This window comes from Corynebacterium macclintockiae (assembly GCF_027570165.1).
Classification (GTDB): Bacteria; Actinomycetota; Actinomycetes; order Mycobacteriales; family Mycobacteriaceae; genus Corynebacterium; species Corynebacterium macclintockiae.
Map to the genome: position 1 here is coordinate 26,739 of NZ_JAKMUV010000012.1, position 13,864 is coordinate 40,602.

16 protein-coding genes and 3 tRNA genes are annotated in these 13,864 nt (G+C 63.3%); 10 read left to right on the plus strand and 9 right to left on the minus strand.

Annotation, left to right across the window (positions count from 1 at the left end):
- Positions 1–13 precede the first annotated feature (13 nt).
- The 5 genes from L8U58_RS08730 (at position 14) to L8U58_RS08750 (ending at position 4,563) form a co-directional block, all read left to right on the plus strand.
- Positions 14–556: a hypothetical protein gene (locus L8U58_RS08730; protein ID WP_034973385.1), complete on the plus strand. Its 543-nt coding sequence runs from the start codon at positions 14–16 to the stop codon at positions 554–556.
- A 137-nt stretch (positions 557–693) separates the two neighbouring features.
- Positions 694–1,503 (plus strand): MBL fold metallo-hydrolase, encoded by an 810-nt coding sequence (locus tag L8U58_RS08735; protein ID WP_192816938.1) that lies wholly within the window; start codon positions 694–696, stop codon positions 1,501–1,503.
- Between the two features lie 77 nt (positions 1,504–1,580).
- Positions 1,581–2,351, plus strand: a complete 771-nt coding sequence (gene rph / locus L8U58_RS08740; protein ID WP_269955153.1) for a ribonuclease PH — start codon at positions 1,581–1,583, stop codon at positions 2,349–2,351.
- 41 nt (positions 2,352–2,392) lie between these two features.
- The gene (locus L8U58_RS08745) at positions 2,393–3,046 is read left to right on the plus strand and encodes a non-canonical purine NTP pyrophosphatase (protein WP_034973381.1); all 654 of its coding nucleotides are present in this window, start codon (positions 2,393–2,395) and stop codon (positions 3,044–3,046) included.
- A 122-nt stretch (positions 3,047–3,168) separates the two neighbouring features.
- Entirely contained in the window at positions 3,169–4,563 is a 1,395-nt protein-coding gene (locus tag L8U58_RS08750; protein ID WP_035007862.1) for an amidohydrolase, read from the plus strand.
- A gap of 26 nt (positions 4,564–4,589) precedes the next feature.
- Here the strand turns inward: L8U58_RS08750 and L8U58_RS08755 are convergent, their stop codons facing one another.
- Both L8U58_RS08755 and L8U58_RS08760 read right to left on the minus strand, forming a co-directional pair.
- The gene (locus tag L8U58_RS08755; protein ID WP_034969037.1) at positions 4,590–4,955 is read right to left on the minus strand and encodes a DUF3817 domain-containing protein; all 366 of its coding nucleotides are present in this window, start codon (positions 4,953–4,955) and stop codon (positions 4,590–4,592) included.
- A 3-nt stretch (positions 4,956–4,958) separates the two neighbouring features.
- Positions 4,959–5,390, minus strand: coding sequence for a hypothetical protein (locus L8U58_RS08760; protein WP_034973368.1), 432 nt, complete (start codon positions 5,388–5,390; stop codon positions 4,959–4,961).
- A gap of 101 nt (positions 5,391–5,491) precedes the next feature.
- On the opposite strand from L8U58_RS08760, the gene L8U58_RS08765 reads away from it, so the two are divergent.
- Positions 5,492–5,573, plus strand: a tRNA-Leu gene (locus L8U58_RS08765).
- A gap of 90 nt (positions 5,574–5,663) precedes the next feature.
- Here L8U58_RS08765 and bcp read toward each other — a convergent pair.
- Positions 5,664–6,155 (minus strand): thioredoxin-dependent thiol peroxidase, encoded by a 492-nt coding sequence (gene bcp / locus L8U58_RS08770; RefSeq protein WP_035001543.1) that lies wholly within the window; start codon positions 6,153–6,155, stop codon positions 5,664–5,666.
- An 89-nt stretch (positions 6,156–6,244) separates the two neighbouring features.
- Here bcp and L8U58_RS08775 point away from each other — a divergent pair, with 89 nt between their 5' ends.
- Together L8U58_RS08775 and L8U58_RS08780 are read left to right on the plus strand one after the other, a co-directional pair.
- Positions 6,245–6,523, plus strand: a complete 279-nt coding sequence (locus L8U58_RS08775) for a DUF3618 domain-containing protein (protein WP_034969047.1) — start codon at positions 6,245–6,247, stop codon at positions 6,521–6,523.
- Between the two features lie 10 nt (positions 6,524–6,533).
- Positions 6,534–7,691, plus strand: coding sequence for an AbrB family transcriptional regulator (locus tag L8U58_RS08780; protein WP_269955154.1), 1,158 nt, complete (start codon positions 6,534–6,536; stop codon positions 7,689–7,691).
- An 11-nt stretch (positions 7,692–7,702) separates the two neighbouring features.
- On the opposite strand, the gene L8U58_RS08785 is transcribed toward L8U58_RS08780, so the two are convergent.
- Entirely contained in the window at positions 7,703–8,737 is a 1,035-nt protein-coding gene (locus L8U58_RS08785) for an LLM class flavin-dependent oxidoreductase (protein WP_269955155.1), read from the minus strand.
- 436 nt (positions 8,738–9,173) lie between these two features.
- Positions 9,174–9,246 (minus strand) — tRNA-Lys (locus L8U58_RS08790).
- Between the two features lie 358 nt (positions 9,247–9,604).
- Here L8U58_RS08790 and L8U58_RS08795 point away from each other — a divergent pair.
- Positions 9,605–10,810, plus strand: coding sequence for a L,D-transpeptidase (locus L8U58_RS08795; RefSeq protein ID WP_269955156.1), 1,206 nt, complete (start codon positions 9,605–9,607; stop codon positions 10,808–10,810).
- Here L8U58_RS08795 and L8U58_RS08800 read toward each other — a convergent pair.
- Positions 10,807–11,781, minus strand: a complete 975-nt coding sequence (locus L8U58_RS08800) for a phytoene/squalene synthase family protein (protein WP_269955157.1) — start codon at positions 11,779–11,781, stop codon at positions 10,807–10,809. The two genes, L8U58_RS08795 and L8U58_RS08800, sit on opposite strands and share 4 nt — an antisense overlap.
- 447 nt (positions 11,782–12,228) lie before the next feature.
- On the opposite strand from L8U58_RS08800, the gene L8U58_RS08805 reads away from it, so the two are divergent.
- Positions 12,229–12,450 (plus strand): heavy-metal-associated domain-containing protein, encoded by a 222-nt coding sequence (locus tag L8U58_RS08805; protein WP_034975739.1) that lies wholly within the window; start codon positions 12,229–12,231, stop codon positions 12,448–12,450.
- An 83-nt stretch (positions 12,451–12,533) separates the two neighbouring features.
- Here the strand turns inward: L8U58_RS08805 and L8U58_RS08810 are convergent, their stop codons facing one another.
- The 3 genes from L8U58_RS08810 to orn form a co-directional block, all read right to left on the minus strand.
- Positions 12,534–13,031 carry a flavin reductase family protein gene (locus L8U58_RS08810; protein WP_237744606.1) on the minus strand — a complete coding sequence of 166 codons (498 nt, stop codon included), beginning with the start codon at positions 13,029–13,031 and terminating at the stop codon, positions 12,534–12,536.
- Positions 13,032–13,058: 27 nt separating this feature from the next.
- Positions 13,059–13,134, minus strand: a tRNA-His gene (locus L8U58_RS08815).
- A gap of 96 nt (positions 13,135–13,230) precedes the next feature.
- A complete protein-coding gene (gene orn, locus L8U58_RS08820; RefSeq protein WP_034969063.1) occupies positions 13,231–13,863 on the minus strand; it encodes an oligoribonuclease in 633 nt (210 codons plus the stop codon).
- Position 13,864: the final 1 nt, after the last annotated feature.

Sequence of the window (13,864 nt, forward strand, 5' to 3'; positions counted from 1 at the left end):
GCGCAAGATCCGCGTGGGCACCAAGTGCAACTGCGAGACCCCTGAGGATCCGAAGGAGGCGGAGCAGCCGAACCCTGAGGATCCGAAGGATCCGGAGAACCCGAAGGATCCGGAGCAGCCGAAGGATCCGAACACACCTGGCGGTTCCTCCGGTTCGGTGACTCCGAAGCCGAACCTGCCTGGCATCATCGGTTCCCTGGGACTCGGCGGGGCCATCGTGGGTAGCGGATCTCACGGTTCCACCCCGAAGCCGGATTCCGAGCAGCCAGGCAAGCCAGGTAACACGAACAAGCCGGGCAAGTCGGGTAACACGAACAAGCCGGGCACCCCTGGCAGGTCCAGCACCCCGAGCCAGCCGGGCGCCAAGGGAAGCACGTCCACCGGTAGCTCCGCAAGCAGCGGTGGCACCAGCTCTCAGAAGCAGGTTGATAGCCCGCGGATGAGCACCCTGGCCTCCACCGGCGCGAACGTGCTTGGCGTGTTCGCAGTCGGCCTGGCACTGATCATCGGCGCCATCCCGCTGCTGCGCCGCCGCCGCGAAGAAGGCGAGGCCTAACCGCCACTAGCGTTCAGCGCTAGCGCCTAGCGGAACAGCCAATCCTGGCAAGTCCCGCGAAAGAAAGGGCGACCACCAACACAACGGTGGTCGCCCTTTCACACATTTGCCACCGCTTCGTGGCAGAATGACAACTTATGGAACTGGTAGTGCTGGGATGCTCCGGAAGCGTCGAAGGACCCGATAGCGCAGCGTCGGGATACATCGTCCGCGACACAACCACGGCCACCACCGACCACCTCCTCCTCGACTGCGGACCCGGCGTACTCAGCGCCATGCAACGCACCGAGGGATTGGACCCCTCCGCTTGCCACGTGGCCTTCAGCCACATGCACGCCGACCACTGCCTCGACTTCCCATCCCTGCTGGTCTGGCGCCGATTCCACCCCACGGCGGCTTCCACTCAACGTCATCGACTGCTCGGCCCCACCATCGCCCGCCGTCACCTCTCCGCTGCCGGCGCCGACGCACCCGAGCGCCCCGACGACTTCACCGATACCTTCGACATCAACGCCTACAAGGTAGGCGAGGGTCTTTTCGACGCCACCACGTACCCAGCCCACCCCATCGGCCCATTCACCCTGTACGCCGCCACCGCAGTACACCCCACAGAGGCCTACCTACTGCGCGTGGAGGACAACGCGGGGCATTCCCTGGTGTACTCGGGGGACACCGCATGGACCGACAACCTGGCTCACATCGCCGCGGGTGCGGACGTATTCCTCTGCGAAGCCACCTGGGGCGAGAATGCCGAAGGCCAGCCCACCGGCATGCACATCTCCGGTGAAGACGCAGGCCGTGCGGCACAGGCAGCGGGCGTGGGCAAGCTCGTGCTCACCCATATCCCGCCGTGGGGCGACGTAGACGCGGCGGTCCGCGGCGCGGCCCGCCACTACGGCGGCGAGATCCTTGTCGCTCGCCCAGGCATGCGCCTATCTGTCGGCTAGAAGCCAGGGGATCTTCTAGGCTGCTGCCAAAGCATCGGCGGATAGCTTGTCCGGGGCGGCTAGTAGACTTAAGCCCCATGACGAACACCAACGCAGAAAACAACACCAACACTGGCAGCAACTTCACCCGCACAGACGGGCGCGCCACCAATGAAATGCGCCCGGTGCGCATCACCCGCGGATTCACCAGCAACCCCGCAGGCAGCGTGCTGGTGGAATTTGGCAACACCCGCGTGATGTGCACCGCCAGCGTGGAAGAAGGCGTGCCACGCTTCAAGAAGGATTCCGGCGAAGGCTGGCTGACCGCCGAGTACGCGATGCTGCCGGCCTCCACCCACGAGCGCATGCCGCGCGAATCCATGAAGGGCAAGGTCAAGGGACGCACCCAGGAGATCTCTCGCCTCGTCGGCCGCGCACTTCGCGCCGCCGTCGACCTGAAGGCGCTGGGGGAGAACACCGTCAACATCGACTGCGACGTTCTGCAGGCCGATGGCGGCACCCGTACCGCAGCCATCACCGGCGCTTACGTGGCCTTGGCTGATGCGCTGGCCGTGCTGCAAGCTAGGGGCGTCGTACCAGGGCAACCGCTACGCGCACCCGTCGCCGCAGTGTCCGTCGGCATCATCGACGGAGTGCCGTGCCTTGACCTGCCATATGAGGAAGACTCGCGGGCGGACGTGGACATGAACGTGGCGATGACGGCCGAGGGGCGCTTTGTGGAAATCCAGGGCACCGGCGAGAACGCGGAGTTCACCCGCGAGGAGCTAAACGCACTGCTGGACCTGGCCGAGGGCGGCCTGCGCGAACTCATCGAGGCGCAGCGGGCGGCGCTGGCGCAGGAACTCTAAAACAGCAGAAGTAAACGCGACAAGAGAAGGGGAGTGGCACCGTGCGGGTACTGGTGGCCTCAAGGAACAAGAAGAAGCTGGCGGAGCTGAACCGCATGCTGGAAGCGGCGAACGTGACCGGCATTGAACTCGTCGGGTTGGGGGACGTGCCGGAATACCCGGAGACCCCGGAGACCGGCGCGACGTTCGTGGACAACGCGCGGATCAAGACCAACGATGGCGTGCGCCACACCGGCCTGCCGACGATCGCTGACGATTCCGGGCTGGCCGTCGACGCACTGAATGGCATGCCGGGCGTGCTGAGCGCCCGCTGGTCCGGCGGCCACGGCGACGACAAGGCCAACAATGACCTGCTGCTGGCGCAGATGGGGGACGTGCCGGACGAGCGGCGTGGGGCGCACTTCGTATCCTCCTGCGTGCTGCAGCTGCCCGCCGACGTGGCGGCCGAGCGCGACATGGAGACCGAATACGCCGTGGAAGGGCGCTGGTACGGGCGTGTTCTGCACGCCGAACAGGGCGAGGGCGGCTTCGGCTACGACCCGCTCTTCGCACCCGACGAACTGCCGGAAGGCCAGGAAGAGGAACTGGCGGGTAAGTCCGCGGGCGAGCTGACGGCGGAGCAGAAGGATGCCGTATCCCACCGCGGCAAAGCCTTGCGTCAGCTGGTGGAGATCCTGGCGCAGCTGGCGGATTAGAGTTCCGTAAAGATGCCGTCCAGCACGCCGCAGGCCTGGCGCCGGGCGTGCACAACCCACGTATGATGGGACACGTTACAAACACCAAAACTCAAGAGATTGCAGCAGAAAGGATCCCTCGCGTGACCGCCCCCGGCACAGACAGCGACCAGGCCACTTTTAGCCCCACAAGCCCCAGCGGCATCGTGGCCGGGTCGCAGGCCGACCTCAGCTGGATGGAGGACGTGTACAAGTTCTTCCACCAGCACCCCGAACTCTCGGGAGCGGAGGAAGTCACCGCGCAGCGGATCGTCAAGGAACTGGAGGGCTTCCCTGACTGGGAGGTCACCAGCAACATCGGCGGCTACGGCATCACCGCCGTGCTGGAAAACGGCGACGGCCCTACAGTGTTGATGCGCGCCGACTTCGACGGTCTGCCCGTCGCGGAGAAAACCGGCGTGGACTACGCCTCCACGTATTCGCAGCTCAACGCATCCGGCGAGCGCGTTGCCACCATGCACGCCTGTGGCCACGACCAGCACACCACCAGTCTGCTGGGAGCCATGCGCATCCTCAACGAAGAGCGCGCCCACTGGTCTGGCACGGTGGTGGCACTGTTCCAGCCGGCCGAAGAGGCGTCAATTGGCGCACACAAGATGGTCTCCGACGGCTTGGGGCGCATCATTCCGCGACCCGACGTCTGCCTGGCGCAACACATCGTCGCCGGACCGGCAGGCCAGGTGTACTCCGCGCCGGGGCCGGTGATGACTTCCTCTACCACCATCGAAATCACCCTCTACGGTCGCGGCGCGCATGCCTCCATGCCGCACCGTTCCGTCGACCCGGTGGTGCTGGCGGCCTCGACGGTGATGAAGCTGCAGACGATCGTGTCCCGCGAAGTTCCGCCGGGCAAGTTCGCGGTGATCACCGTCGCCTCCGTGGAAGCAGGAAAGGCGAACAACGTGATCCCGGACTCCGCGAAGATCTCCCTATCCTGCCGCTTCTACGACGAAGAGCTGCGACAGAAGTGCGTGGATGCCATCAAGCGCGTGGTGCGCGCCGAAGCTATGGCCGCGGGCGCGGACCGTAACCCGGACTTCAAGTTCGTGGGCATGCTGGGCGCAACCGACAATGACCAGGGCGTTTACGATGTTGTCCGCCCCCACTTCGATAGTTCCTTCGGCGAGGATTCCATAGAGATGGAGCCCTGGACGGCCTCCGAGGATTTCTCCGTGATCCCGAAGTCCTTCGGCTGCCCCTACATGCTTTGGACCATCGGAATTACCCCGCGCCGCCAGTGGCAGCGCGCCGAATCCGCCGGGCGGTTGGACATCGATATCCCCACCAACCACAACCCGGGTTTCCTGCCGGACCTGTCCACCCTCCAGGTATCTACTCGCGCGGCGGCCGTAGCGATTCTGGCGTGCCTGCAGTCCACGTGGGAGCAGCCGGAAGCCGAGCCGCACGCCATGGGCGCGCCCGTGCCGACCGACGAGGAAATCGACGCAGTCGCCGTGGAGACCTCGCTGGTCGAGTAACCGCGCGGTGTGGCGCCCGCGCGACGCTAGTCCAGCTGGAACGCGGCCTTAACCTCGTCGCGGCGCTTCTTCTCCACGATGAAGCTCAGGAAAGGCACCACGCCCGCCAGCATCGTGGTGACCCACTTCGCTGGCTCCCAGCGCGCCTTCGTTCCCAGGTCCAGGCAGCAAATCACGTAGACCATAAACACCAGCCCGTGCGCCGGGCCGATGTAGCTGAACCACTCCGGGGTGTTGTCCTTGCCGAGGATCAGGTACTTAAAAATCATCTCCGCCAGCAGGATCAGCAGCCAAACACCGGTCACCACCGCCGCCACGGAGTAAAACTTCAGCGACTTCGCCACGCGCGCCTGACGCTCCGGGTGGATCGCGGTGGTCTGCTCGTTGGTCATTGCTTAGTGCCCTTTCTCGTTGTTGTTCTCGCGCTCTTTATTTTTGGACGCCCTCATCCTCGCCCGCTCGCGCCTATCATCCACCCAGATATCTTCAGCCTTGTTGGCTTGCAGGAAGTCCTGCGGTACCTCGGTGATGTCATCGGAAGGCTGGGCGGGAGCAGCCGGGGCAACGTCGCCCTGCAGCCGCTCCTTTTCGTACTGGATGTACTTGCGGTACGCCACGACGAAGAAGATGCCGAAGATTGGCCATTGGATGGCGTAGCCCAGATTCTGGAAGCTACCGCCGTTGGACTGCCAGCGGTTCCACTGCCACCACGCCAGAAGGAGGGTGGCGATCACCGCCAGCACCAGGAAGATGATCTGGATGATGCGAACGCGCAGCGGAAACGGGTGGGCAGGGGCCTTGCCGTCAATCTCGGAGTGTTCGTTCACACTGGAACATTCTACCTGTCGTGCCTGTTCCGCCTAATTTCTTTTCCCGCGGGATCGCTTGCTAGCATGAAGGAGGAGACGCGGTCGTCCGCGTTCTTTTTGCGCCTGTGGCGGAATTGGCAGACGCGCTGGATTTAGGTTCCAGTGTCTTATGACGTGGGAGTTCAAGTCTCCCCAGGCGCACAAATTTTTTCGGCCCCGCCTCTGTGGCGGGGCCGTGTGCTTGTGGCGGGGCGGTGCGCCGTGCAACGCGTGCATGGGCACGCGCAAGCGCTACAGCTCCTTTGCGATGCGCGCGACGTGGCCGGTGGCCTTCACGTTGTACTTCGCCACGGCGATCTTGCCTTCCTCGTCAATAACGAACGTGGAGCGGATCACGCCCTGGACGATCTTTCCGTAGTTCTTCTTCTCGCCATATGCGCCATAAGCCTCCATGACGGATTTGTCGGCGTCCGAAAGAAGGGGGAAGGTCAGCTCGTACTTATCGCGGAATTTCTCCAGAGCCTCTACCTTGTCGGGAGAAATGCCGACCACGTCGACACCTTGACCGTTGAGCTCGGTGAGGGAATCGCGGAAATCGCAGGCCTCCGTGGTGCAACCGGGAGTGTCGGCTTTGGGGTAGAAGTACACAATGACCTTGCGTCCCGCGTAGTCCGCCAGGCTCACGTTCTTGCCGGAATCGCTGGGCAGGGTGAACTCCGGGGCCTTGTCTCCGACCTGCAGTCGGGTGGGCTGGCTTGCGGTGGTGTTGCTGTTTTCAGTCATGCACCCCACCCTAGCGAAAGCGCCAGCGGGCGGGATCATTTACAATGTTCAGGTAGCACTTAAACGTTCGAATATAGGGAGAAACTTCCGTGGCCCGTAGCATCGATGCCATCCAGCGCGACATTGAACGCACCCGCAACCAGCTGGGACGGACGCTGGAGGAGCTGTCCGTCCGTGCGGATCCGAAGAACCTTGCGGATGACGCTCGCGGCCAGGCCGTGAACACCCTCAAGGAGCCGAAGGTGCAGATGATCCTCGGTGGCGTAGTCGCTGGTGTCGCACTGCTAACCGCCCTGGCCGTCAGCTCCAAGCGCAAGGAAAAGAAGCAGATCAAGGAAATCCAGCGCCTGCTCGCAGCAACCCGCTAAGCGGTTGCCGTTGCCACAACTGGCACTACCCAACCCCGCGAAGCTGGCCACTCTGGCTCTGCTGACTGTCCTGTCGATCGCCGCAGGTTTCGCCTGCGAAGCGGCGGGTGTGCCTGCCGCCTGGATCTTTTCCTTCCTGATCGTCTTCGGCCTCTACGCCATCTTCAGCGACCGGCAGGTCAGCCCGCCCAAAAAGGCGATGATCCCTTCCCAGGTGATCATCGCCCTTTTGTGTTCCTCGCCCCTGACCACCGTCGACGTAGGCACCATCGTTGCCTACGCCGGCCCGACCGCAATGTCGCTGATCGTCACGCTGGCGGTCTGCCTGCTGGCCTCTTGGCTGCTGGTGCGCATCCACCGGGTTGGCCCGGCCACGTCGGTGCTGGCCACGCTCGCTGGTGGCGCCAGCGCGATGGTGATGCTCTCCCGGGAGCTCAATGCCGACACGCGCTTCGTCACCCTCACCCAATACTTGCGGGTATCCATCATCGTCTTGACCCTCCCCGGGCTGGTCACGCTTCTCGGCCGCGTCGGGGGCGACCAGGCAGATGCGGCCGAGGGGGCGTCAATAGGGAAAGAGAGTCTCCTCGACGGCCTGCAGACGAACTGGCAGGGCATGGTAGGCGCGGCAGCCGTGGGGCTGACCGTGTGGGCGTTTACGCGCGCGACGGCGCGGTGGTTCAGTATCAGCTCGCCGTACCTGCTGCTGAGTATCGCGTTCGCAATGATCGGCGTGATGGTGTTCGGCGTGCCGCACGAGTTCATCGCTCCGAACGGGCTGCTGGAGAAACTGGCCTACGCACTGATCGGCGTGCAGGCCGGTGGCACCCTGACGAAGGGCGCGCTGCGGCAGTTCGTGCGAGCCCTGCCGGTGATCCTGGGCGTGATTGCCCTGATGATCGCAAGCTCTATCGGAACGGCCTTCGCCATCGCTGGCCTGTGGGACTTTAAGGTTCTGGACGCCTACCTCGCCACCGTGCCGGGCGGCATCTACGCCGTTCTGGCATTTGCGCACGACGCTGGCAGCCAGCCGATCGTCACGGTCATCCAAGTGATGCGTATGATCGCCATGCTGGTGGTGGGCGCTTACGCGCCGCAGATCATCCGGCTGGTGTTCGGCGCGGGCGCGGCCGACGGGCGGCCGGAGCCGCGAGAGACGCAGCGCTAGAACCCTAGTGGTTAGCGCTGGGCGGGGGAGAGTGAGGCGGCGTCCGCAAGAATCTCCATCGACCGCAGCGACTCGGCGGTCGACGGCGACTGCAGCGACACCATGAGCTCGTCGGCCTGAGCGTGTGTGCGGAATTCCTCGAGGTAACGGCGGACAACATCGCCCGTGCCGACGGCGGAGTAGCGCAGCATATCCAGGATCTGCTGGCCGGCGGGGGAATCGATGAGCATGTCCAGCTCCTCCTCCGTCAGACTGCGGCCACGGCCAGCCATGACGCGCACGCGGGTGCGGCAGACCTGGCGGAACTGCTCCTCGGCCTCCTCCTGCGAATCGGCGGCGGTGACGTTGACCGCGGCGATGACGTAGGGCTCCGGGTGGCGCTCCGAAGGCTGGTAATTATCGCGGTACACCTGCACCGCCTGCGTGAGGGCGGCGGGCGCGAAGTGGCTGGCGAAGCTGTACGGCAGGCCCAGGTGCGCGGCCAGCTGCGCGCCGAACAGGGAAGAACCGAGGATGTACAGAGGCACCTTCGTGCCCATACCCGGCACGGCCTCCACGCCGGGGATCTTCGACGGGCCGTTGAGGTAGCCGTAGAGCTCGGCGACGTCCTGCGGGAAGGTCTCTGCGGCGGAAGGCTCGCGGCGCAGGGCGCGCAAGGTCATCTGGTCGGTGCCAGGTGCGCGGCCGAGGCCCAAGTCGATGCGGCCTGGGTGCAGCTCCGCGAGGGTGCCGAACTGCTCGGCGATGACCAGCGGGGCGTGGTTCGGGAGCATGACGCCACCCGCGCCCAGGTTGATAGTGGAAGTCTTCGCTGCGATGTGTGCGATAAGAACCGCGGGGGAGGAGCTGGCGATGGACTTCATGTTGTGGTGCTCGGAATACCAGATGCGCTCGAATCCGAGCTTCTCGGCCTGCTGGGCCCACTGGACGGAGCGGTCGAAGGCGTCTGCGGGGCGTTCGCCCTTGAAGACGGTGGCGAAGTCGAGGAGGCTCAGCGGGGCGAGAGAGTTTGCTGGGGAGTTTCCGTTTGCCGTTGTGTCCGTCATTGTGGTGTTGATGCCTCCTGACTGTGGTGCTGATAGCTTGCAGCGCTGATAGCTTGCAGCGCCGGTCGCTTGCACTGCTCTTGCGCCTGCGTTCCTAACTAACGATAACCGCCCTGGCAGCGCGAATATTCCCGTTGGGAGGGGCGGGAGCGGGAAGGGTCAATTCCGGCGCAAGCCACCCCGCAAACTACCTCGCAGTGGACGACGATCGCCTGACGTTAGAGGGAAAACGTCCCAAATCTTCCACTCTACTTTTATAGCTATTCTGTTTCTGCTGGTCAGGAGGTTTTGACGGAACCGTCAAATCGCTGAAATTCTTAAGAATGGAAGATTTGGGACATTCGGCTCTTGAAAGCGCTATTGAGAAGCCGATGAATCGAAAGTAAAACCCCCGCTCACCGGATAAGATTCCAAGTGAACGGGGGAGTTGGCGGTGTGGGCTATCAGGGACTCGAACCCCGAACCCGCTGATTAAGAGTCAGCTGCTCTGCCAATTGAGCTAATAGCCCGCGTTATTCGAAGCGCTGTGCGCCTCGGCAACGTGGAAAACTTTATACCGCAGTGGCCTTGCAACACAAATCGCCAGGTCGGAAGGGGATTTTATGCGCATGCGATTGCGTCTAAAGTGTTCAGTGCAGTACGCCTGCGCGGTACGGCTGTGGGGTCGTCAATCCGCGGCAACGCGGCACAGCTGCCCGCTTGAATTCCCCGGCCTCCCACCCTGCTTGGCTCACCCCAGCCCACCGTTTATAACGTTTAAGCCACGAACCGCTGGAACGCGCCGAATTGGCTAACGTTAAGGTGCTCTCAGGCGCTATTCTCAGCAACAGTCACTTTATTCACACGCTTTTCTTCTTGGAGTTAGTCTTGCGCAGCACCAAGGTTTTCGGCCAAACCTTCTCACGGATCACTGTGGCGTCGTTAAGCATTGCACTGCTTGGCTTCACCGCATCCTGCACCATCGATCGCGACAACAACGAACATCAGATCGAGTCAAGTTCCTCCACGGGCAAGCAGGGCAACGGCGACGAGAAGGCCGAGAACAAACTGACCTCCAACATCAAAGACGGCGACGACGAGGTCGACGTCACCGAGCACGTGCAGGTCAAGGCTGGCCAGAAGATCGACAAGGTCTCGCTGACCAACGACGCGGGCGAGGAAGTCAAGGGCAAGTTCAACGACGACAAGACCGAATGGACCGTGCCCACGAAGCTTGGTTACTCGCGCACGTACACGCTGACCGCAAAGTCGGGCGAACAGAAGCTTAAGCAGACGTTCACTACCATGACCCCGGGTATGACGCTCGACGGCGCGCTCGCCCCACTCGACGGCTCGACCGTTGGCATCGGCCAAACCATCGCCTTGCATTTTGACGCCCCCGTGGAAGACCGCAAGGCCGTGGAAGACGCAATCACCGTGGAAACCACGCCGAAGGTGGAAGGTGCTTTCTACTGGATCACGGCACAGGACGTGCGCTGGCGCCCGGAGAAGTACTGGAAGCCCGGCACCAAGGTCAACGTTAAGGCGAACCTCTACGGCACCAAGATCGGTGAAGGCGTGTACGGCGGCGAGGACCGCAGCGCGAAGTTCACCATCGGCGACGACATGCGTGCGCTGGTGGATGACAAGACCAAGACGATGACCATCAAGAAGAACGGCAAGACTGTGCAGACCATGCCGGTCTCCCTGGGCATGGACTACCAGTACCCCACGCCGAACGGTACCTACATCATCGGTGATCAGCATGAGTCGCTGACGATGGATTCCTCGACGTTCGGGCTGACCGGCTCTGGGGCGTACCGAACGGACGTGCAGTATGCGACGCAGATGAGCTACTCCGGCATCTACATCCACGCCGCGCCGTGGAGCGTGTACGCGCAGGGCAACACCAACACCTCGCACGGCTGCATCAACGTGACCGTCGAAAACGCTGCCTGGGTGTTTAACAACATGAAGCGTGGCGACATTGTAGAGGTGAAGAACACGCAGGGTGAGACCCTGAACGGCTCCGACGGCCTGGGTGACTGGAATATCCCGTGGAAGACATGGAAGGCCGGGAACGCAGACGGCTAGCGCAGGCGCGCGGCGCGGGGGACGGCGCGCGCTATGATCTTCGCCTTTTCGTCTCGCGGCACTTGCACGCGGGCCGTTTTTATTTGTTCGACGGGCGTGCGCGCCAGCCGCTCATTCAGCGCGGCGAACAGATCGTGCGCGCCCAGCACACCCACGCGCGCGGCCAGCGGCAGTAGCGCCATGGTGGCGTGAGCCTGCGCGAGTTCCCCGCGTATCTCGTCCACCAGCTCTGTCTTCGACTCTTCCGTGAGTTTCGGCAGGTAGGAGCGCTGCAGCCCGACCGTGTCCTCCCTGTAGTCCCGCAGGAAGTTCACCTTTTGGAAGGCGCTGCCCAGCGCGTAGGCGCCCTCGTCGGTTCGGGCGCGCTGCTTCGGGGTCAACGGCCGCCCGGCCTGCTCGGCGTGTGCGGCGAACACCGCGTTGCACATCCACCCAATCACGCCCGCGGAACCGTGCACGTAGGCGGGGAGGGGCAAGGAGTTGGAGCTAGGGGCGTCCGAACGCATGGACGCGAAGAAATCCACCGTCCAGGAACGGTCGAACTCCGCCCAGCGCGCGGTGAAGGCGAAGGCGTGCGCGATGGGGTCGGTGCTGAAGCCGGTGTCTAGCGCCGCGAGGGCGGTGCGTTCGTAGTCGTCGAGTGTTTTGGTGACGCCGCAGGCCGGCAAGCCCAGCGCCTCAGCCGTACCGTCGACGATTTCATCCGCGATGCGGGCGAGAGCGTAGATATTGCGGATGTGCAGTTTCACCGTGGGCGCGAGGAGTTCGCTGGCCAGGTAGAAGCTGGTGGAATAGCGACGGATGATGCGGGAGGCCGCGGCGGTGGAGGCCTGCGTGTACAGCGCGCCGGGGTCGTCGTGGATGCTGGCGGCGGCGCTGGGGTGTGCGGTGGTGTTGAGGTGTGCACTGGGGTGTGCGGTGGCGCTGGCGCTGAAGCGTGCGCGGAGGGGGAGTTTGGGCAGGCGGGCCATGGAGATTAATGCTAGTCCACGGGGGTCAGAGGCTGGCTGGGAGGTGAGGCAGGGATCCCTGGACAGCAGCCGTGAATCCGGGGATTTTTCTGGGGGCGCGGGGCACTCGGGGATGCCCTGGGGAGTCCAAATGTCCCAAATTCCACGTCTTAGAACATAACTATTCTGTTTGTGCAGGTCAGAGGGGGTCGGATTTTGGCGGAGATTCTGGTTTTCGCAATAACTCGAAGATTTGGGACATTTGCCCCTGAAAGGGAGGGAGAAGTCCGCGCGTGTCCGCGCGTGTCCGCGCGTGTCCGCGCGCACATATCTTCGAGGTGCAGGCACTGCGAGCCCATGCAGTGCAGTATGGCGTACCCGCTGTGGCATACCGTGGAATAAAGCGTGTTTTCGAAGCGCTGAAAACTAAGAAGGCTACGAAAGCAACGGCAAAGAAAGGCAAGCATCATGAGCACATACACCTACAACGTCACTGGAATGAGCTGCGGACACTGCGAAAACGCCGTCAAGGAAGAAGTTTCTAACCTTCCGGGTGTCACGAACATTGAGGTCAGCGCCGACAAGGGATTGCTGACGTTCGAACACGACGGCGCAGCAGGGGAGCTCACGGATCAGCAGGTCGTCGACGCGGTCGATGAGGCCGGCTACGAAGCCACCCGCCGCGCGTAGCGCCGCGGGCGGAAACGACAAGCCGCGGAAGGTCGCGCGTAGCGCCGCATGCGCGTCGCGCGTGGCGCCCAGCTGCGCCGCCGCTAGAAGGGCTGCAAGCCGTCGATGCTGTAGAACTCGTGGCCCAGGAAGAGCAGCGCGGAATCGGTGGAAGTCTCCGACACATCCAGCACTTCCGCGGCCACCAGCGTGGCCTCCCCGGCCTGCGCCGTATCGGAAATGCGCGCGCGGATCACTGCCCGGGAATTCGGCAGCAGCGGCTCGCCAGTCTCCGCGGTTACCCACCCTTGAGATTCCGCGAAGCGGTCCGCGCCCGAGGTGGCGAAGGAGTGCGCGATGGGGGACTGGGCGTCATTAAGAAAGTGCACCAACATGCTGCTACAACGCAGCAACTTGCCTGCCGAACCCGTGCGTTTCATCAGCGAGAAACTGATCGACAGTGGGTCTAGCGATAGGGAAGAAACAGACGATGCGGTCAGGCCGACGGGCTCGCCGTCGACGGTCGCGGTGATCAGCGTTACCCCCGCCGGGTGTCCGCGGAAGACGTCCCGAAACGCTGCTTGAAGATCGGTGTTACTCATTAGCATCACTAGACCTTGGAAAAGATTTGGGGTGACTGACGGGACTCGAACCCGCGACACCTAGGATCACAACCTAGTGCTCTACCAGCTGAACTACAGTCACCATTGCTGTTGAAAACAGCGGATTTCATGTTAGCCGACACCCCGCGACTTAACCAAAATGCCAGGTCGGGAGGTCTGAACGCGGGCTAAAGCGGCGCTAGATCGGGAAGCGTTCCGTCGCTGCCTTCGCGGCGGCGTTCACGTCTGCATTGGCCGGGTCGGCTTCCACCAGCATTGCGCGGCGGTAGTAATCCAGTTCGCGGATGGATTCCTTGATGTCTGCCAGCGCGCGGTGCGTCATGCCCTTGGCGGGCTGGCCGTTGTACACGTGCGGGTACCAGCGGCGGGCGAGCTCCTTCAGGCTGGAGACGTCGATCATGCGGTAGTGCAGGTACTGGTCCAGGTGCGGCATGTAGCGGGTGATGAACTTCCGGTCGACGCTGATGCTGTTGCCTGCCAGCGGTGCGACACCTGCGGTGGGGACGTGCTTCTTCACGTACTCCAGGACTTGCTCTTCGGCTTCTTCCAGCGTGAAGTCGGAGGCGCGGATCTGTTCCGTCAGTCCGGATTCGCCGTGCATCTTCGTCACGACGGCATCCATGCGGTCAAGGTCGCGCTCGGTCGCGTGGATCACCACGTCCAGTCCCTCGTCGAGCGGGGTCAGGTCCGCATCCGTCACGATCACTGCGATCTCTACCAGCACGTGTTGGTCCGGGTCGAGGCCCGTCATTTCGCAGTCGACCCACACGAGTCGATCGTTCTTGGCAACTTGATTCGGGGTGGTGTTCACG